The sequence below is a fragment of the Pseudomonas sp. P7759 genome (genome assembly GCF_013386445.1).
In the GTDB taxonomy this organism is placed as follows: domain Bacteria; phylum Pseudomonadota; class Gammaproteobacteria; order Pseudomonadales; family Pseudomonadaceae; genus Aquipseudomonas; species Aquipseudomonas azotoformans_A.
Genome location: NZ_JACART010000020.1, coordinates 20,750 through 39,647, shown reverse-complemented (window position 1 = coordinate 39,647; position 18,898 = coordinate 20,750). Strand labels below are relative to the sequence as shown.

At 60.8% G+C, this 18,898-nt stretch carries 22 protein-coding genes; 10 read left to right on the top strand and 12 right to left on the bottom strand.

Annotation, left to right across the window (positions count from 1 at the left end):
* Positions 1-69: 69 nt before the first annotated feature.
* The gene (locus HX823_RS17160; protein ID WP_028615656.1) at positions 70-1,743 is read right to left on the bottom strand and encodes a DEAD/DEAH box helicase; all 1,674 of its coding nucleotides are present in this window, start codon (positions 1,741-1,743) and stop codon (positions 70-72) included.
* 424 nt (positions 1,744-2,167) lie between these two features.
* Here HX823_RS17160 and HX823_RS17155 point away from each other — a divergent pair, with 424 nt between their 5' ends.
* Entirely contained in the window at positions 2,168-2,959 is a 792-nt protein-coding gene (locus HX823_RS17155) for a crotonase/enoyl-CoA hydratase family protein (protein WP_038841939.1), read from the top strand.
* Between the two features lies 1 nt (position 2,960).
* Here the strand turns inward: HX823_RS17155 and HX823_RS17150 are convergent, their stop codons facing one another.
* Positions 2,961-3,716: a spermidine synthase gene (locus tag HX823_RS17150; RefSeq protein ID WP_038841936.1), complete on the bottom strand. Its 756-nt coding sequence runs from the start codon at positions 3,714-3,716 to the stop codon at positions 2,961-2,963.
* 124 nt (positions 3,717-3,840) lie between these two features.
* Between HX823_RS17150 and HX823_RS17145 the strand changes: the two genes are divergently transcribed.
* Positions 3,841-5,187, top strand: coding sequence for a class II 3-deoxy-7-phosphoheptulonate synthase (locus tag HX823_RS17145; RefSeq protein WP_016975387.1), 1,347 nt, complete (start codon positions 3,841-3,843; stop codon positions 5,185-5,187).
* 98 nt (positions 5,188-5,285) lie between these two features.
* Here HX823_RS17145 and HX823_RS17140 read toward each other — a convergent pair whose 3' ends face one another.
* Together HX823_RS17140 and HX823_RS17135 are read right to left on the bottom strand one after the other, a co-directional pair.
* Positions 5,286-6,515, bottom strand: coding sequence for a winged helix-turn-helix domain-containing protein (locus HX823_RS17140; RefSeq protein WP_177075684.1), 1,230 nt, complete (start codon positions 6,513-6,515; stop codon positions 5,286-5,288).
* A 45-nt stretch (positions 6,516-6,560) separates the two neighbouring features.
* Positions 6,561-6,767: a DUF1127 domain-containing protein gene (locus HX823_RS17135; protein WP_033901376.1), complete on the bottom strand. Its 207-nt coding sequence runs from the start codon at positions 6,765-6,767 to the stop codon at positions 6,561-6,563.
* Positions 6,768-6,837: 70 nt separating this feature from the next.
* Between HX823_RS17135 and HX823_RS17130 the strand changes: the two genes are divergently transcribed.
* On the top strand, positions 6,838-7,719 hold the full coding sequence (locus HX823_RS17130; RefSeq protein WP_177075682.1) for a LysR family transcriptional regulator: 882 nt from the start codon (positions 6,838-6,840) through the stop codon (positions 7,717-7,719).
* Here HX823_RS17130 and HX823_RS17125 read toward each other — a convergent pair.
* Positions 7,709-8,458, bottom strand: coding sequence for a sulfite exporter TauE/SafE family protein (locus HX823_RS17125; protein ID WP_177075680.1), 750 nt, complete (start codon positions 8,456-8,458; stop codon positions 7,709-7,711). The genes HX823_RS17130 and HX823_RS17125 overlap by 11 nt on opposite strands.
* 109 nt (positions 8,459-8,567) lie before the next feature.
* Here HX823_RS17125 and HX823_RS17120 point away from each other — a divergent pair, with 109 nt between their 5' ends.
* From HX823_RS17120 to HX823_RS17105, 4 genes are all read left to right on the top strand, one after another.
* Positions 8,568-9,518: a LysR family transcriptional regulator gene (locus tag HX823_RS17120; RefSeq protein ID WP_177075678.1), complete on the top strand. Its 951-nt coding sequence runs from the start codon at positions 8,568-8,570 to the stop codon at positions 9,516-9,518.
* 80 nt (positions 9,519-9,598) lie between these two features.
* Positions 9,599-10,051: a MarR family winged helix-turn-helix transcriptional regulator gene (locus HX823_RS17115; protein WP_177075676.1), complete on the top strand. Its 453-nt coding sequence runs from the start codon at positions 9,599-9,601 to the stop codon at positions 10,049-10,051.
* A 173-nt stretch (positions 10,052-10,224) separates the two neighbouring features.
* Positions 10,225-10,644 carry an organic hydroperoxide resistance protein gene (locus HX823_RS17110; protein ID WP_010211852.1) on the top strand — a complete coding sequence of 140 codons (420 nt, stop codon included), beginning with the start codon at positions 10,225-10,227 and terminating at the stop codon, positions 10,642-10,644.
* A 28-nt stretch (positions 10,645-10,672) separates the two neighbouring features.
* Positions 10,673-11,689, top strand: coding sequence for an alpha/beta hydrolase (locus HX823_RS17105; protein ID WP_177075674.1), 1,017 nt, complete (start codon positions 10,673-10,675; stop codon positions 11,687-11,689).
* 65 nt (positions 11,690-11,754) lie between these two features.
* Here HX823_RS17105 and HX823_RS17100 read toward each other — a convergent pair whose 3' ends face one another.
* Positions 11,755-12,327 (bottom strand): elongation factor P, encoded by a 573-nt coding sequence (locus HX823_RS17100; protein WP_003172723.1) that lies wholly within the window; start codon positions 12,325-12,327, stop codon positions 11,755-11,757.
* A gap of 49 nt (positions 12,328-12,376) precedes the next feature.
* Entirely contained in the window at positions 12,377-13,510 is a 1,134-nt protein-coding gene (gene earP / locus HX823_RS17095; protein ID WP_177075672.1) for an elongation factor P maturation arginine rhamnosyltransferase EarP, read from the bottom strand.
* A gap of 132 nt (positions 13,511-13,642) precedes the next feature.
* Between earP and HX823_RS17090 the strand changes: the two genes are divergently transcribed.
* Positions 13,643-14,011 carry a hypothetical protein gene (locus tag HX823_RS17090; RefSeq protein ID WP_038848591.1) on the top strand — a complete coding sequence of 123 codons (369 nt, stop codon included), beginning with the start codon at positions 13,643-13,645 and terminating at the stop codon, positions 14,009-14,011.
* A gap of 6 nt (positions 14,012-14,017) precedes the next feature.
* A complete protein-coding gene (locus HX823_RS17085) occupies positions 14,018-14,500 on the top strand; it encodes an elongation factor GreAB (protein WP_038848589.1) in 483 nt (160 codons plus the stop codon).
* A 5-nt stretch (positions 14,501-14,505) separates the two neighbouring features.
* Here the strand turns inward: HX823_RS17085 and cysB are convergent, their stop codons facing one another.
* The 5 genes from cysB to HX823_RS17060 form a co-directional block, all read right to left on the bottom strand.
* Positions 14,506-15,480 (bottom strand): HTH-type transcriptional regulator CysB, encoded by a 975-nt coding sequence (cysB, locus tag HX823_RS17080; RefSeq protein ID WP_012722988.1) that lies wholly within the window; start codon positions 15,478-15,480, stop codon positions 14,506-14,508.
* 103 nt (positions 15,481-15,583) lie between these two features.
* Positions 15,584-16,084: a universal stress protein gene (locus HX823_RS17075; RefSeq protein ID WP_038848586.1), complete on the bottom strand. Its 501-nt coding sequence runs from the start codon at positions 16,082-16,084 to the stop codon at positions 15,584-15,586.
* A gap of 71 nt (positions 16,085-16,155) precedes the next feature.
* Positions 16,156-17,061 carry a 5'-nucleotidase gene (locus tag HX823_RS17070; RefSeq protein ID WP_038848583.1) on the bottom strand — a complete coding sequence of 302 codons (906 nt, stop codon included), beginning with the start codon at positions 17,059-17,061 and terminating at the stop codon, positions 16,156-16,158.
* A 15-nt stretch (positions 17,062-17,076) separates the two neighbouring features.
* The gene (locus tag HX823_RS17065) at positions 17,077-18,030 is read right to left on the bottom strand and encodes a putative 2-dehydropantoate 2-reductase (RefSeq protein WP_177075670.1); all 954 of its coding nucleotides are present in this window, start codon (positions 18,028-18,030) and stop codon (positions 17,077-17,079) included.
* Entirely contained in the window at positions 18,027-18,413 is a 387-nt protein-coding gene (locus HX823_RS17060) for a thioredoxin (protein ID WP_177075668.1), read from the bottom strand. The genes HX823_RS17065 and HX823_RS17060 overlap by 4 nt, the downstream gene beginning before the upstream one ends.
* Between HX823_RS17060 and HX823_RS17055 the strand changes: the two genes are divergently transcribed.
* A complete protein-coding gene (locus HX823_RS17055) occupies positions 18,412-18,846 on the top strand; it encodes a PilZ domain-containing protein (RefSeq protein ID WP_033901460.1) in 435 nt (144 codons plus the stop codon). The two genes, HX823_RS17060 and HX823_RS17055, sit on opposite strands and share 2 nt — an antisense overlap.
* Positions 18,847-18,898: the final 52 nt, after the last annotated feature.

Genomic DNA, 18,898 nt, shown 5'->3' with positions numbered 1-18,898 from the left:
CCGCAGGCAAAAAAAATCCCCGAACCAGTCGGGGATTTTTTATGTGCGATCAATCAGCCCAAGGGCGGATCAATCTTCGCGGTAGCGACGCAGCTTCAACTGCTTACCGGCAACGCGAGTGTCTTTCAGCTTGGCCAGCAGCTTTTCCAGGCCATCTTCCGGCAGCTCCACCAGGGAGAAGCTATCACGGACCTGGATGCGACCAATGGCTTCACGTGCCAGGCCACCCTCGTTGAGGATAGCGCCCAGCAGGTTCTTGGCAGCGATACCGTCACGCGCGCCCAGCGCGGTACGGCAACGAGCACGGCCTTCAGCCAATGGCACCGGAGCACGACGCTCACGATCACCACGGTCTGGACGGTCGCCAGTACGCTCTGGACGATCACCGCGTGGTGCGCTGTTCGGCACCAGTGGACGTTCTTTCTCGATGGCTGCCAGGGTCAGGGCCTGACCGTTGGTAGCTTTGCGCAGCAAGGCTGCAGCCAGGGCACGTGGGGTGCAACCGATATCGGCGGTCAGGCGGTCCAACAGGTCGCCGTGGGTCGATTCAGCGTCAGCCACCAGTGGCGACAAGCTGTTGGTCAGTTTCTTGATGCGGGCATCCAGAACGGCCTGGGCATCCGGCAGGCGGACTTCGGCAACTTTTTGACCAGTAACACGTTCGATCACTTGCAGCATGCGGCGCTCACGTGGAGTCACCAGCAGCAGTGCACGACCTTCGCGACCGGCACGGCCGGTACGGCCGATACGGTGAACGTAGGACTCTGGATCGTACGGCATGTCAACGTTGAACACGTGGGTGATACGTGGAACGTCGAGGCCACGAGCAGCTACGTCGGTCGCCACAACGATGTCCAGACGGCCATCCTTGAGGGAGTCGATCACGCGCTCACGCTGGTTCTGGGCGATGTCACCGTTCAGCGCAGCGGCTTTGTAGCCTTTGGCTTCCAGGGCACTGGCCAGGTCCAGGGTGGCTTGCTTGGTGCGCACGAACATGATCAGCGCGTCGAAGTCTTCGACTTCCAGCAGGCTCAATACAGCCGAGGTCTTCTGGTCAGCGTGAACCAACAGGTGAGCCTGTTCGATCGCGGTAACGGTCTGAGTCTTGGTCTGGATCTTGACGTGCTCCGGGTCACGCAGGTGACGCTCGGCGATGGCACGGATCGACTGTGGCAGGGTGGCCGAGAACAGCACGGTCTGACGGGTCGGTGGCAGCGCCTTGAAGATGACTTCCAGGTCATCCATGAAGCCCAGCTTCAACATTTCGTCAGCTTCGTCCAGAACCAGGTGGTTCACGGTCGACAGGACTTTCTCGTCACGACGCAGGTGGTCGCACAGACGGCCCGGAGTGGCGACAACGATCTGTGCGCCATTACGGATTGCTTTCAGTTGTGGGCCCATAGGCGCGCCGCCGTAAACGGCCACAACGGTGACGCCTGGCATTTGCTTGGCGTAGGTTTCGAAAGCGGTTGCTACTTGCAGCGCCAACTCACGGGTTGGCGCCAGGATCAGGGCTTGCGGTTCGCGCTTGGCAGGATCGATGCAGTGCAGGATTGGCAAAGCGAACGCGGCGGTTTTGCCGGTACCGGTTTGCGCCTGGCCAATCATGTCCTTACCGGCCATGATGATCGGGATCGATTGCTGCTGAATCGCCGAAGGCTCTTCGTAGCCAGTCGCTGCGACGGCTGCAAGAATATTCGGGTTCAGATTAAAAGCGGCGAAGCCGCCGGTTTCCTGGGTCATGGGTCTGCCTCTAAGTGCATCCGCAAAGACCCATGCTCCAAAGCTGCGCATGCCGTGTTGAGACTCAAGAGTCGCCCTGGCTGCTTTGTCGGCGGGGATTTGCGAAAACGAATGAATGAAAAAGATTCGTCAAGGGAGAGTCCGCTGTGCGGACGTGCAGCCGAAGCTGACTTCGGGGAATTGCGCTACCTAAACGCGGCCCGGTTAAAGGCCGGCGCGCACTATACCGGAAATAGCTGAAAAAGGGAGCTTTTTTTATCGGAAAGCACCGATAAACCGCGCTGTGTCACAGTCTTTGCAGATAACACCGGCAAGGTCTATTTTTCTAAGGCCCGGCCCTGTTGGTCATAACGCTTAAACGGTTCACCTGACCTTTCCGGCCCTTTGGTCCGAAACCCTTCCCCGCGCCCGAGGGCACACCCCGATGAATCAAGCCAGCAGCAGCCGCGTCAGTCGTGAACTCCAGGGGCATGTCTTGCTTTTAGGCCTGGACCGGGTCGCCAAACGCAATGCATTCGACCTGGACCTGCTCAATGAGCTGAGCCTGGCCTATGGCGAATTTGATCGAAATACCGACGCACGGGTCGCCGTGGTGTTTGCCCATGGCGATCACTTCACCGCCGGGCTGGACCTGGCCAACGTCAGCGGGGTGATGGCCGGCGGCTGGCAGCCTCCTCTGGGCGGTTGTGACCCCTGGGGTGTGTTTGCCGGCCCCCGTGTGAACAAACCGGTGATCGTCGCAGCCCAGGGTTACTGCCTGACCATCGGGATAGAGCTGATGCTGGCCGCAGACATCAACCTCTGCGCCAGCAACACGCGCTTCGCGCAGATGGAGGTACAGCGTGGGATCTTTCCGTTTGGCGGCGCGACGCTGCGCTTTCATCAGATCGCCGGCTGGGGCAACGCGATGCGCTGGCTGCTGACCGGCGATGAATTCGACGCCCATGACGCCCTGCGCCTGGGCCTGGTGCAGGAAGTGATGGCCAGCGAAGACCTGCTGCCCCGCGCCGTCGAACTGGCCAACCGCATCGCCCGCCAGGCGCCACTGGGCGTGCAGGCCACGCTGATGTCGGCGCGGTTGGCGCGGATGGAAGGCGAAACCGTTGCGGCAGCGGCGTTGCCGCCGATGGTGGATAAGCTGCTCAATAGCGAGGATGCCAAGGAAGGTGTACGGGCGATGATCGAGAAGCGGCCCGGCGTATTCAAAGGCCTCTAGCTCAGGTCGCCGGGCGGATCGCCTTGATCAGCGGCTGCAACGAATAACCCAATCGCGGTGCCAGGGCTTCGGCGCGAGCGGACAATGCCTGCAGGTCCAGTTCCTGATCCAACTCCGAAGGCACCAGCAAGATCACATTGCCCTCCTTCACCGGCAACTCCCAGTAATGCCGGTGATACAAGCCACGCAACAAAGCAGCGCCCAAAGGCTTGCCATCGTCGGTAGCCCACTGGTTGATCACCAGCCAGCCGCCGGGGTTGAGTTTCTTCTGGCAGTTTTCCAGGAAGGTCCAGGCCAGGTGCCCAACGCCGGGGCCGACGTCAGTGTAGAGGTCAACGAAGATCAGGTCGGCCGGCTCTGCGGTCTCCAGCAATTGCAGGGCATCGCCAATGCGGATGTACAGGCGCGGATCATCGTCCAGCCCCAGGTATTCGATGGCCAGGCGCGGCACATCCGGGCGCAACTCGATGGCTTCCACGTCTTCCAGCGGCAGGAACTTGAGACACGCCTGGGTCAGCGTGCCCGCGCCCAAGCCCAGGAACAGCGCGCTTTCCGGCTGTTCATGGCACAACGCGCCGATCAGCATCGCGCGGGTGTAGTCGTACTCCAGCCAGCTCGGGTCAGCGGTGAACACACAGCTTTGCTCGATGGCATCGCCGAACTCGAGAAAACGGTAATCGGCCACTTCGAGCACACGAATCATGCCGAAGTCATCATGGACTTCAGCCAGCAGGCGCTCGACACGCTCCTCGGTCATCACTACTCCTAAAGGGTTTACCGCACGGCAAAGGCGCGATTGTCGGCCAACCGGCGGCAACAGGTCACGCACTAATTGCTGATAACATTGGCGCCCCACCGTCAATCAGCCAATCGAGTTCATGATGAGCCAACCCTGGAGCCCCGACAGCTGGCGCGCCCTGCCGATCCAGCAACAACCCCAGTACCCGGACGCTGCGCACTTGCTGCAAGTGGAGCAGAACCTGGCCAGCTACCCGCCGCTGGTGTTTGCCGGGGAAGCCCGCGAGTTGCGCCGTCAGTTTGCCGAAGTGACCCAGGGTCGCGCCTTCCTGTTGCAGGGCGGTGACTGCGCCGAGAGTTTTGCCGAGTTCTCTGCCGCGAAGATCCGCGACACCTTCAAGGTGCTGCTGCAGATGGCCATCGTGATGACCTTCGCTGCCGGCTGCCCGGTGGTGAAAGTCGGGCGCATGGCCGGCCAGTTCGCCAAGCCGCGCTCGGCCAACGATGAAACCATCGACGGCATCACCCTGCCCGCCTACCGTGGCGACATCGTCAACGGCATCGGTTTCGACGAAAAAAGCCGCGTGCCGGACCCGGACCGCCTGCTGCAGTCCTATCACCAGTCCACGGCCACCTTGAACCTGCTGCGCGCCTTTGCCCAGGGCGGTTTTGCCGACCTGCACCAGGTGCACAAGTGGAACCTGGATTTCATCGCCAACTCCGCGCTGGCCGAGAAGTACAGCCAGTTGGCAGACCGTATCGACGAAACCCTGGCCTTCATGCGCGCCTGCGGCATGGACAGCTCGCCGCAACTGCGCGAAACCAGTTTCTTCACCGCTCACGAAGCACTGCTGCTCAACTACGAGCAAGCCTTCGTGCGCCGCGACAGCCTGACCAACGATTACTACGACTGCTCGGCGCACATGCTGTGGATCGGCGACCGCACCCGCCAGTTGGACGGCGCCCATGTCGAGTTCCTGCGTGGCGTGAACAACCCGATCGGGGTCAAGGTCGGCCCGAGCATGAACCCGGATGACCTGATCCGCCTGATCGACATCCTCAACCCGGACAACGACCCCGGCCGCCTCAACCTGATCGCGCGCATGGGCGCCGGCAAGGTCGGCGATCACCTGCCAGGTCTGATTCGCGCCGTACAACGTGAAGGCAAGCAGGTGTTGTGGAGTTCCGACCCGATGCATGGCAACACCATCAAGGCCAGCAGCGGCTACAAGACCCGCGACTTTGCGCAGATCCTGGGCGAAGTGAAGGACTTCTTCCAAGTACACCAGGCCGAAGGGACTTATGCCGGCGGGATTCATATCGAGATGACCGGGCAGAACGTCACCGAGTGCATTGGCGGCGCGCGGCCGATCACCGAGGATGGATTGTCGGACCGCTATCACACCCACTGCGACCCACGGATGAATGCCGATCAGTCGCTGGAGTTGGCGTTTCTGATTGCCGAGACGTTGAAACAGGTCAAGCGCTGAGATTTTAAGTCGCCTGCACTGACGCCATCGCGGGCAAGCCCGGCTCCCACATTTGACCGCGTCCTCCTGTGGGAGCCGGGCTTGCCCGCGATGAGGCCCTAAAGAACACCGGCCCTATCGAGCATCGCCGCCCTTAACCGGTCGGCACTTGGCCGCTGGCAATTGAGCTGGACCTGTTCCAGCCCGAGCCAGTCGGCCATTTGCAGCAGGTTCGACGCCAGCGCCGCCATCCCCTCATCATCCAAGCCCGGCTCTTCCTCATGCACGGCGTGTACCGCGAGGCGGCCGTTGGCGCGTTCGGCGCGCAGGTCGATGCGCGCCGCAATCCGCTCGTTGTGCAAAAACGGCAGCACGTAGTAGCCATACACCCGTTTGTCTTGCGGGGTGTAGATCTCCAGGCGGTAGCGGAAATCGAACAGGCGCTCGGTACGGCTGCGTTCCCATACCAGCGAGTCGAACGGCGAGAGCAAGGCGCTGGCCGGCACTTTGCGTGGCACTTTCGGATCGGGCAGGCAGTACGCCGGTTGTTTCCAGCCTTGCACTTGGCAAACCCGCAGTTGGCCGTCTTCCACCAGTTCTGCGAGACGGTTACGGCTGTCGGCCGGATCAAGGCGAAAGTAATCGCGCAGGTCTTTTTCAGTCCCCACGCCTAATGCCGTGGCGCTGTGCAGCAACAAGCCACGTTGGGCTTGGGCTTCAGTCACAGCGTTTTGAAGGATATCGCTGGGGATGACCCGCTCCGGCAAGTCGTAGAGCCGCTCAAAACCGCGTCGGCCGGCAACCGTCACCAGCCCGGCGGCAAACAGCCATTCCAGTGCGTGCTTTTCATCGCTCCAGTCCCACCAAGGGCCGGCGCGTTCCTCACGGGTCGACAAACTGCCAGCCCCCAACGCGCCTTGTTGCTCGACAGTCTGCAACACCCGCTGAATGGTGGCTTGCTGCTCACGGCCAAAACGCGCCATCTGCGAATAAATGCCCTGCCCCTGCTGCGCCCGCTGCATACGCCAGCGCATCAACGGGTAAAGCGCCATCGGCAGCAGTGAGGCCTCATGCCCCCAATACTCGAACAACGAACGCCGTCGACCCTGGCTCCAGGCAGCCTGTTCAAGGATCAACGGGGAGTAGTTGCCCAGACGGGAAAACAGCGGCAAGTAATGGGAACGTACCACGGCATTGACCGAATCGATCTGCAACACACCAAGACGCTCGATCATGCGATTGAGATGCGCAGCCTTGATCAAGGCAGGCGCCTGGCGCCCGGAAAAACCCTGGGCCGCCAGTGCCATGCGGCGTGCTTGCTTGAGAGAGAATGACAGATCGGCGGGCATGGGGTTCTCCGTGTGGGCGCGCCGACTACCCTACTGCATCCGCGATCATTTTCGCAGCGGGTCCTGCCAGAAATGCAGGTGGCGCTCGTGCTCGACGTCACCGCGGCTGATGCCGATATCCTTGAGCGCATCATCACTCAAGGTCGCCAGCATCTGGCGCTCCTCATGCAGCGCCTGCCAACGGGCAATCTTGTGAAACAGCCCGGCAAACGGACGTTTCGCCATCAATACAAAACCTCTTTGACCTTTCATCTTCTCGCCCTCCAGTGGGGATGGCGCAAGTGTGTGCCTGGGCTTAAGATCAATCCAACGAATGTTTCTTATGCAATACATCTCAGAGATTGATCAATTGTCCAGCTTCCCGAGCATCGACACCGAAGTGTTGCGCACCTTCGTCGCCATCGCCGACCAGGGCGGTTTTACCCGCGCGGGCGAATTGGTCAACCGCACGCAATCGGCGGTGAGCATGCAGATGAAGCGCCTCGAAGAAGACGTGTTGCAGCGCAAGCTGTTCGAGCGCGATGGCCGCCAGGTGCGGCTGACGCCTGAGGGCCAAGTGTTGCTGGGTTATGCGCGGCGCATCCTGAAGCTGCACAGTGAGGTGTTCAACACCCTGCGCGAGCCGCATATGGTGGGCCTGGTGCGCATCGGCACGCCGGATGACTACGTGATGCGGTTCCTACCGGGGATTCTCAAGCAGTTTTCCAAGGCCTACCCGCTGATCCAGATCGAGATGCACTGCGAGGCGTCAACGGTACTGATGCAGCGGCGGGATTTGGCACTGACCGTTGTCAGCCGCGAGCCTGGCAATGAGATCGGTGAACTGTTGCGCACCGAGCGCATGGTGTGGGCGGCAGCGCCGTGTTTCTGCACCGAAGAACACGACGCTCTGCCGCTGGCGATGTCCGGTACGGCCTGCCTGTATACCCAGTGGGCCTGCTCGGCACTGGACGCGGCCGGACGCGATTATCGCCTGGCCTACCACAGCTCCAACGTGTCGGCGATCCAGGCCGTGGTCAATGCGGGCCTGGCCGTGATGGTCAGCATGGAGAGTCTGGTAACCGAAGACCTGCGCATACTTGGCCGCGACGAGGGTTTCCCGCCGCTGCCATCAATGAATCTGCATCTGCTGCGTAACACGCGGATGAACTCGCCCATCACCGATTGCCTGGCGGAATACATCATCGAAGGCTTCAGACTTTAAAGGTCAGCATCACTGCGCACACCACCAGAAAGCCGCAGAACAGGCCGCGCAGTACGCGTTCTGGCAGCGCATGGGCGACTTTCACACCCCAACTGATACTGAGCAGGCCACCGACGGCCAAGGGCACGCCGATCATCCAGTCCACCTCTTGGTGCCAGGCGTAGGTGACCAGCGTCACGCCGGTGCTCGGCAATGCCAGGGCCAGGGACAGGCCTTGGGCAACCACCTGGGTGGTGCCGAAAACACTGGTCAGCACAGGCGTCGCGACCACTGCACCGCCGACGCCGAACAAGCCGCCCATGGAACCGGAGGCAGCCCCCAGCACCCCGAGCCATGGCCAGGAGTAACGCATCTGCGCCGTCGGCGGTGCGTTGCGGGTGAACATGCGCACCAGGTTGTAGGCCGAGAGCGTCAGCAGGAAGGCAATAAAGCCGATGCGCATCGCGCCCGCATCCAGGCCGACCGCCCAGATCGATCCGAGCCAGGCGAAACTGAACCCCATCACGCCCAATGGCAACGCATGACGCAGCTCGATACGGTTGCGCTGGTGATAGCGCCACAGCGCCAGCATCACGTTGGGCACCACCATGACCAGTGCCGTGCCTTGGGCCAACTGTTGATCGAGGCCGAATAACACGCCCAGCACCGGGATCGCGATCAGCCCGCCGCCAATGCCAAACAGGCCGCCCACTGTGCCGAGAGCCGCGCCCATTACCAGGTACATCACTAAATCCAACACCGCTTGTTACTCCGCAATCCCAGGCCTTGCATGCTACGCAGTCGGCTCTGGCGCGGAAACGCACAGCAACGCACAATGGCTGTGCCAATCTCGCATAAGCGTTTATTCGATGAACCCCAATACCCTGACCGATCAACTGAGCCTGTTTCTCGACGTGCTGGAAACCGGCAGTTTTTCCGCTGCCGCACGCCGGCATCCGCTGACGCCCTCCGCGGTGGCGCGGCGTATCGACAGCCTGGAGAGTTCGGTGGGCAGTCGCCTGTTCCAGCGCAGCACCCACGCGGTACTGCCGACCCCGGCGGGGTTGGCCTTTGCCGAACGGGCGCGGCGGATCGTCAGCGAATTGCAGTTGGCACGGGCCGAAGCGGTGTCTTTGAGCCATGCCCCGGAGGGCCTGATTCGGGTGGATGCCCCAGCGGCCTTCGGTCGACGGCACCTGGCGCCGGTGATTGCCGACTTCCTGAACGTCTACCCCGGGCTGGATGTGCACCTGCATCTGATCGACAGCTTTGTGGACATGCAAGGCGCACACCTGGGCAAGGTTGACCTGGTGCTGCGTGCCGGGCATCTCGTCGACACACGCTTGATCGCCACGCCCCTGGCGAGCATCGTGCGCGTCGCCTGCGCCAGCCCGGCCTACCTGAAAAGCCGAGGCACGCCCAGCCACCCTCGCGAGCTGAGCGAACACGACGGGTTGGACTGGGATGGCCTGGCGCCCACATTCGCCTGGCGCTTTGAAATGGATGGACGCCGTGCCACCTACCGCCCGCGTCGCATCCGCATGAGTGCGAATAACGCCGAGGCCTTGCTATCCGGCGCCTTGGCCGGACTGGGCATTGCCCACCTGCCGACTTGGCTGGCCAGTGAATACCTGGTGCGCGGCGAATTGCTGCCGCTGTTTTGTGAAAATGGCCTGCCCAGCCCGGAAACCACCGGGATCTATGCGCTGCGCCTGGAACAGCAACCCAACGCACGCAGCCGCTTGTTGCTGGAATACCTCAAGACCCGTTTCAGCCCGGTGCCGCCCTGGGACCTGGCCTTGCAAAGTGGCTTGGTCTGACCGCTCGGACAGAATTATCTGGCGCATTAAAGATTTGCCCGCTAGATTCCAGCCCAGATACATTTTCCGGAGGCACCGCCATGAGCAAAAACCCCGACCCGTGCGAATCCCTGATGCTGGACAACCAGCTGTGCTTCGCCCTGCACTCCACCTCGCTGCTGATGACCAAGGTCTACAAGCCACTGCTGCAGGCGCTGGGCCTGACCTACCCGCAATACCTGGCCATGATGGTGCTGTGGGAAGAGGATGGTTTGACCGTCGGCGAAATCAGCAGTCGCCTGCTGACCGATCCAGGCTCGCTGACACCGCTGCTCAAGCGCCTGGAAGTTGAAGGCCTGCTCAGCCGTACCCGCAGCCGTGAAGATGAACGCGTGGTGGTCGTGGAATTGACCGATGCCGGCCGCGCCCTGCAGGACAAAGCCATGGGCATACCCCAGTGCATCCTCGGCGCCAGCGGCCTGGAGCTGGAGCAATTGCGCAAGTTGCAAGGTGACCTGATTGCCTTGCGCACCAACCTGCAAGGCAGCCTTTAACCTATCCCATCTAGGGCGTCGCGTCCGCGGCGCCCGCAAAATATGACCGTTTGTCTGGGCCTCAGAATATATTTATAAATTTATCTTGCGCGCAAAACATTAGCGCTATACATTCGCCTCACCAACTACTTAGCGCACAAACATTTAGCGCTAACAACCGAGAGGAAAACACCATGCAAACGCTCTATACCGCAGTAGCTACCGCCACCGGCGGCCGTGATGGTCGTGCCGTTTCCAACGACAACATCCTCGACGTCAAACTCTCCACCCCCAAAGAATTGGGCGGCGCCGGTGGCCAGGCCACTAACCCTGAACAACTGTTTGCTGCCGGCTACTCGGCCTGCTTCATCGGCGCCCTGAAATTCGTCGCCAGCCAGACCAAACGCAAAATCCCGGATGACGCCTCGATCACCGCCCACGTCGGCATCGGCCAGATCCCCGGCGGTTTCGGCCTGGATATCGACCTGCACATCAGCCTGCCCGGCCTGGCTCAGGACGACGCGCAAAGCCTGGTCGACGCCGCTCACCAAGTCTGCCCGTACTCCAACGCCACCCGTGGCAACGTTGATGTACGCCTGCACGTGACTGTCTAAATGACCTCGGCCGCCCCTGGAGAACGCAATGAACACAATTGGTAAAGCACTCACCGGCACCCTGCTCGCCTTGTCCATCACTAACGCCTTTGCTGCAACCGGTGAAGTCGAACACAACACCCAGGCTTTTCTGGATGTGTTGAACGCCGGCACCGGCAAACCGATGGAACAACTGACGCCCAAGGACGCCCGTGCCGTACTGACCGGCGCTCAGGCGGGTGTGAAGCTGACCTTGCCGGCCGCAGAGGTGAGCCAGAAGACCATCCAGGTCGATGGCAAGCCGCTGGACCTGACCATCGTGCGTCCGGCCGGGGTCAAGGGCACGTTGCCGGTGTTCATGTTCTTCCACGGCGGCGGCTGGGTGCTGGGGGATTACCCGACCCATGAACGCCTGGTGCGGGACTTGGTGGCGGATTCGGGGGCGGTGGCGGTATTCGTCAACTACACGCCTTCGCCGGAAGCGCACTACCCGGTGGCGATCAACCAGGCCTACGGCGCTACAAAATGGGTGGCCGAGCATGGTCAAGAGATCAACGTCGATGGCAAGCGCCTGGCAGTCGCGGGCAACAGTGTCGGCGGCAATATGGCGGCGGTCGTCAGCCTGATGGCCAAAGACAAGGGCACCCCGGCCATCAAGTTCCAAGTGCTGTTATGGCCGGTGACCGACGCCAACTTCGACACCGGCTCCTACAACCAATATGCCGAAGGGCACTTCCTCACCCGCAACATGATGAAGTGGTTCTGGGCCAACTACACCACTGACGCCAAGCAGCGCGCCGAGATCTACGCCTCGCCACTGCGGGCCAGCACCGATCAGTTGAAAGGCTTGCCGCCCGCACTGATCCAGACCGCCGGCGCCGATGTGTTGCGTGATGAGGGCGAAGCCTACGCCCGCAAGCTGGACGCCGCCGGTGTTCCGGTAACTGCGGTGCGCTACAACGGCATGATCCACGATTACGGTTTGCTCAACGTGGTCAGCCAGGTCCCGGCCGTCCGCTCCGCACTGCTCCAGGCCTCGGATGAGCTGAAGCAACACCTCAAGTAAAAAGTAACGCCCATAAAAAAGCCCGACTCAAGGTCGGGCTTTTTTTCGTATCGGCAGGGCCAGAATTACTTCTTGGCGCGACCTTTGTACGAACCACCTTCGCGGGTGTCGATCTCGATCAGGTCGTCGATTTCGATGAAATCGGCCACTTGCAGTTCGGTACCGTTGCTCAGCTTGGCAGGCTTCATCACCTTGCCCGAAGTGTCACCGCGAGCGGAACCTTCGGTGTAGGCCACTTTACGCACGATGGTAGTCGGCAGCTCTACAGAAACCAGGCGCTCTTCGAAGAAAATAGCTTCGCAGACGTCTTCCATGCCTTCTTCGATGAACGGCAGAACGGCTTCGATATCTTCAGCGTTCAGCTCGTACATGGTGTAGTCGGTGGTGTCCATGAACGTGTAGGTGTCGCCGCTGATGAAGGACAGGGTCGCTTCTTTGCGGTCGAGGATCACGTCGTCCAGTTTGTCATCGGCGCTGTAGACGATCTCGGTCTTGTAACCGGTCAGCAGGTTCTTCAGCTTGGTCTTCATGATTGCGCTGTTACGACCAGACTTGGTGAACTCAGCTTTCTGAACCAGCCAAGGGTCGTTTTCGAGACGGATCACTGTACCGGGTTTCAGTTCTTTACCAGTTTTCATTGCATATATCCGAAATTTGGATGGGATTTACAAAATTCAAGGTGGCGTATCATATCCAACTTTCATAAAACTGCACCAGCGCCGTCGCAAGATCGGCCTGCAAGCCTTGTTCCAGACACCATGTTTCGGCGTGCAGATTCACTTCCGGCCAGTGTTCCAGCAGCATTTTCCACGGTTGGGCCATGTCGGCCTCGGTGTTCCAGGCTTGCCAGAGCCCGATAACGGCCGCCCTGGCCGCCGGTGATAAGTTGGCGGTGTACAGCGCCAGGAAGGCATCGAGCTTGTCGAGATGGATGTCTTCGTCCTGTCGGTAGATGTGCCACAACAGCGGACGCCCGGCCCATTGGGCACGCACGAACGAGTCTTCACCGCGCACGGCATTGAAGTCGCAGCACCACAGCAGGTGGTCGTATTGTTCCTGGCGCACGAAGGCGATGACTTGCACCGTCAGCGATCCGCGCTGCTGGATATCACCTGCGACCAGTGGGTCCACACCGAGCCAGCGCTGCACATCGCCCAAGATGCGCCCTTCGGGAACCAACAGATGAGTGGCACGCCCGTCCGTCGATAACACGTCCAGCCAACTGGCCAGCCCGGCGTTTTCGTAGGCGAACAGTGAGATAAGCCGTGCATCCACTGCCGGAACTATGCCCAAGGCTTGCAGGAAATCTCGCTGCGCACCGTCATCCTGCTGAAACGCCTTACGCCGCTCCAGCAACCCAGCTTCACGCAACAGGCCGCCAGTGCCGGGTCGGAACCCAGGAAAGAAGAAGTACTTCTGCACACCTTTGAACTTCACCGACGGCAACCGATGACAGCCCACCACCCACTCTTCGGCACTCAGGTAATCCAGGTTCATCCACAACGGCGCGCGTTCTCGCTCAGCCATGGCTTCCATATAGTCGGGCGGTAACTGACAGGCGAACGCGGCAATCACTACGTCCGCCGCCGGCACCTTCACCCACTCGGTCGGCCAATGGCGCACTTCGACGCCTTCCTGCCATTGCAGCGCTTGCCGCACATCGATTTCAGGGCACATGCGTTCGAAGGCGCGCAGGTCATCGACCCACAAGCACACATCGCAGGCGTGCTCCGCCACCAATTGCCGGGCCAGGCGCCAGGTCACGCCGATGTCGCCGTAGTTGTCGACGACGCTGCAAAAAATATCCCAGCGGGCTTTCATTCCCGGCTCCAACATTCAAAGGCTCGATTGTCCGCATAAATGCGCGGATGCAGAAGGCTTGATCGCGATTATTCTGCACAGTGGCTGTGCGACAATCGCCGCCACGCCGTTTACGCCTGCCAGGAGGCCATCATGTCTGATCGTCCGTTGTCGCTGTTCAAGCTCAGTGCTGCTATCGCGTTTGGCGTGTGGCTGGGGTTTATCGCCCTCGCGCTGACAGCGTGGCTGGCCTCGCGCTACCTGTTCCCGCAGAGCTTGGCACCAGTGGCCCAGGCCGTGCAGCAATTGGGCAAGCCTGCGGTGGTGGCGCCTGAACCGCCGAACCGCATGTTCGAGCAGTACCAGCAGAACCTGCAGAAGCAGGAACAGCAACAAACCCTGGACCAGGCCCGCAACAATGCGCGCAACCTGTCCAACCCCAAATGCCAGTTCTGGCTGCAACAGGACCAGAACGCCCCCAACGAAAAGTCCCGGGCCAATGTCCTGCAATTCTGCGATTGATGACCAATGAATAAACATGCCGTACACCAGCTTGTATTAGAGAAGCTCACCCTTGATCTCGATATTGCCCAACGCGCTGCGCAGACCGCCTACGAAACCGCGACCCACGAAGAAAACATCGCGGAAAACAAATACGACACCCTGGGGTTGGAGGCTTCCTACCTGGCGGCGGGGCAAGCCAAACGCGTGGAGGAGATCAAGCAGGCGTTGCTGCTGTGCCAGAACATGCCGCTGCGGGCTTACGATGATCAGCGCGGTATAGAGGTTGGCGCGCTACTGGGTCTGGAAGACGAGAACGGTCGCCAGCAATGGCTGTTTTTGGCGCCAGATGCTGCGGGCTTGAAAGTGGACGTGGTCGGGCAACCGGTAACCGTCATCACCCCGCGCTCGCCGCTGGGCAAAAGCCTGCTGAGCAAGTTCGAAGGCGATGAGGTGGAGATTCTGGTGGCGGGCGCTCGGCAACATTTTACGGTTACCGAGGCCAAATAGCCGACTCAGTGAACGGGCAATTCTACGCCGTCGAACAACTCTTCCAGTTCCTGCTTGTTGTGGCACTGGATCGCCTTGGCCATGACTTCACGGGTCAGGTGCGGTGCAAACTTTTCGATGAAGTCGCACATGAAACCACGCAGGAAGGTGCCACGGCGGAAGCCGATCTTGGTCACGCTGGACTCGAACAGCTCGCTGGCATCGAGCACCACCAGGTCTTTGTCGAGCGCCGTGTCGACCGCCATCTTGGCGACAATACCCACGCCCAGGCCGAGGCGTACGTAAGTCTTGATCACGTCGGCGTCGGCTGCGGTGAACACCACTTTTGGCGTCAGGCCGCGATGGCTGAAGGCTTCGTCGAGCTTGGAGCGGCCAGTGAAACCGAACACATAAGTCACGATCGGGTATTCAGCCAGGGCTTCCAGGGTCAGTTTTGGCAGCTTGGCCAACGGATGACCTTGAGGCACGACAACGCAACGGTTCCAGCGATAGCACGGCATCATCACCAGGTCGCCGAACAGCTCCAGGGCCTCGGTGGCGATGGCGAAATCGACGGTGCCATCAGCGGCCATTTCGGCAATCTGCATCGGCGACCCTTGGTGCATGTGCAGCGCCACGTCCGGGTACTGCTTGATGAAATCGCGGATCACCGGCGGCAATGCATAACGCGCCTGGGTGTGGGTGGTGGCGATGGACAGGGTGCCCTTCTTCTCATTGGAGAATTCCTGGGCGATCTGCTTGATGCTTTCGACTTTGCGCAGGATCTCACCGGCGGTGGTGATGATGCGCTCACCGGCCGGGGTAACGCGGGTCAGGTGCTTGCCGCTGCGTGCGAACACTTCGACACCCAGCTCGTCTTCGAGCAGGCGGATCTGCTTGCTGATACCGGGTTGCGAGGTGTAGAGGCTTTGAGCGGTAGCGGAAACGTTGAGGTCGTGGTGCGCCACTTCCCAGATGTAGCGCAGTTGTTGAAGCTTCATATGTGTCCCTCAAAGCAGATAGACGCCACGGGTATCAGCGACGGTATATAACTATATTAAAGGTTCGACGGATAAATCTAGAACTTTTTATCGTTTTTATCCATCACACGTCATCACTGCGTCGACGTTGCAACGAAGGCACCAGGTAAACCGGTACCGTAGACAGCTGCAGCACCCGTGCAGCGGTGCGCCCCAACGGAGTGGCCGCCGCAGTTGCATGGCTATGACTGCCTACGATCAGCAGATCCACGGACAGTTTGCGCAGTTGGTCGAGAATCACCTCGCACGGGTCCCCCTGGATCACCCGTACCGAGCGGATCAACTTCAGGTCTTGCTCGCCTTCCCCCAACTCCTCGCGAAAACTGTCCAGCACCCGTTGTTCGATGGTCGCCATCACCGTGGTCAACCCCTGGCTCTGCCATTCACTCAGGGCCTTTTCATCAAGGTAGCTCTGTAACACCGATTCGGCGAACAGCCCGATGGGCTCGACCACGTGAATCACATACAGGTCCGCCTTGAACGTTCGGGCCAGCGCCAGTGCATGTTGCATCACATAAGGCGCGTACAGACCGAGGTCTGTGGCGTAGAGCATCGAACGGATCATAGAACCCCCTGAGACTGCCAGGATGGCGGAGATGAAATCAGCTTAGCAGTGCCCAGGCGACTTGGATTGACTTAGATCTTCACCTCATTACTGATGCCATGGGGCACATGCCCGGTGGCGACGAACTCCATGGCTTTTTCGCAATGCCCGGCCTGGTCATCGAAAAATACGTCTGCCGCGAAGGCTTCCAGGAACGCCGATTTTTCCAGGCCACCGAGGAACAGCGACTCATCCAGGCGGATATCCCACTCACGCAAAGTACGAATCACACGCTCATGGGAAGGCGCCGAGCGGGCGGTGACCAAGGCGGTGCGGATCGGGCAGGCCTCATCCGCAAACTCGCGCTGCAACAAGTTGAGCGCCGCCAGGAAACCTTTGAAGGGACCGCCGTGCAAAGGCTGGCGTGCCGATTCCCGCTCATTGGCCTGGAACGCTTCAAGGCCGCCGGCCTGGTAAACACGCTCGGACTCATCGGAGAACAACACCGCGTCGCCATCGAAGGCAATGCGCAGCTCTTCGCTGGAGGCACGGTTCGGGCCACCGGACAAAATCGTCGCCGCCGCAAACCCGGCATCGAGGGCGCTGCGCACATCTTCAGCATGGGTCGAAAGAAACAGATGGCAACCAAAAGCAGCCAAATAAGGATACGGACTACGCCCGCCTACAAACGCGGCGCGGGAAATATCCAGGCCGTAGTGCTGGATCGAATTGAACACGCGCAGGCCGGTGTCGGCACTGTTGCGTGATACCAGCACCACTTCGACACGGGCGCGGCCCAGGCTGGCGTTCAAGCTCAGCAGCTTCTTCACCAGCGGGAATGCGTCACCGGGTTCGAGGATTTCCTCCTCGTGTTCGATCTGGTACTGGCGATAGGTCTCGACCCCTTCGGCCAGGTAGACCTTATGGCTTTCGCTCAGGTCGAACAGTGCCCGCGAGGAAATCGCCAACACCAGTTTGTCGCCCAATCCTTTTGCCACAGTACGCTCCTCGACTCAGCGGTTATGCCGATCAATAAAACTCAAGGCCTGGTACAGCACCTGCATCCGCGGCAACTCGCAACCGGCAGCCTTGGCGGCAGCGAGTGGCCGGGCGTAGATCGCCGCCAGTTCAAGCGGGCGCTTGTGCACGTGATCGTGGTACATGCTTGGCAGGTAGTCGTCCATGGTTTCGGTCATGGTGAACATCTGCTCGGCGTAACTCTTGGGGAGTTCATGGCCGCAGGCGTGAGCCCCCTGTACCACTTCAGCCATCAGCGCCTGGATCAGTTCGCGGCTGGATTCGTCGGCCATCATCGCCGTGGTGCCCGTACCGAGCAACACGGAGAGGCCATTGTAGGGCACGTTCCACACCAGTTTGTGCCAACGGGCCTGATGCACATTGGCCATGGCCTGGGACTCGATGCCCGCGGCGTGAAACAACGCGGCGCCGGCTTCGACAATCGCCTTTTGCGCGTCCTCGTCATTGGCCGCCGTGCCACTGTGATAACCCAGGTTGACCCGGCCTAACGCCTGGTGCTCGATCACGCCGGGGGCAGAGCGGTGCACGCCGATGTAGCACAGGCCGCCAAGCAAGTGCAGCGACGCGGGCAAGTGTTCACGCAGGCTGTCTTCGACATCGAGGCCGTTTTGCAGCAGCACCACCTTGGCACCGGGCGCGGCGACTTGGGCAATGGTCGGGGCCAGGTCGACGTTGCCGGTGGACTTGGTGCCCACCAGCAGCCAGTCGCACGGCGGCATATCGGCGGCGCGGGCATAAGCCTGCACCGGGTGCAGGTGCAAAGGACCATGCACCGTACTATTGAGGTGCAAGCCATGCTCGCTGACCGCCGCGTATTCACTGCGCAGCAGGAAGTGCACGTCGAAACCGGCGCGCGCCAGCATCAAACCGTAGAAGCCACCGATGGCGCCGGTGCCAATGATGCCAATGCGGGGTGATTGTACGGTCATGGCAGATCCTCTGGAGTGCGGGTAAGCGCTTGGTGGATAGAGTCGTTCAGGTCAGCACGCGTAAGACGCGTCTGCAATTGCCCGAGGAATTGACCCTCGCACACCGCGAACAACGCCGGCAAATGAAAGATCTGGTAGCGTTCGACCGCGCCACCGTTGTGCCCGGCATCCACCCAGCACACGCGGTCCACCGGCAGCGACCAGCCGGGTAACTGCTGGCGCGCCCAACGGCAACTGGAACACCCACTGCTGGTAAACACAACCAGCGAAATACCTGGTAATCCCAGCAATTGCTGGTCAATATCCAGGTCGGTCAATTCCAGTTCCTTCACTATACTGCTGCCACCGCCGTCAATTGGACGGTGCTCGGAGTCCGTGTACATGGGTCGTTTTTTACCTCACCCTGATGATGTCGCTGTCGAGTTAATCCAACGTCCCTCTCCTGCCATCCCCCGCCAACGCCTGCACACGGTCGGCCTGGGCGGCATCGCCTGCCATTGGCCACGCGCCTGGCGCGAAGGCACGGCGGTTGATCTGCTTATCCCTTCCCTGGGCGCCAGCGCGCGTTATCCAGGCTATGTGGCGTGGTGCCGCAAGGTGGAAAACGGCTACCGCGTCGGTGTCGCGTTTACCGATGAACATGCGCTGTTCGGTGCACGGATGGGTGAGCAAGCATGCCGGATAGAGCGCTACTGCCGCCAGCACGAAGACGCCGAACCGACACCCCAGCAACTCGAAGCCCTGGCCCGTGAGTGGGTATCGCGCCATGCCAGCGAGTTCTCCCATGAGGCCTTTGTGGCGCCAGCGCTGGATTAAAGCGGGCTTTGCCCATTGTCGCGGGCCCGTGTTACGCGCTAAGGTTCCTCCC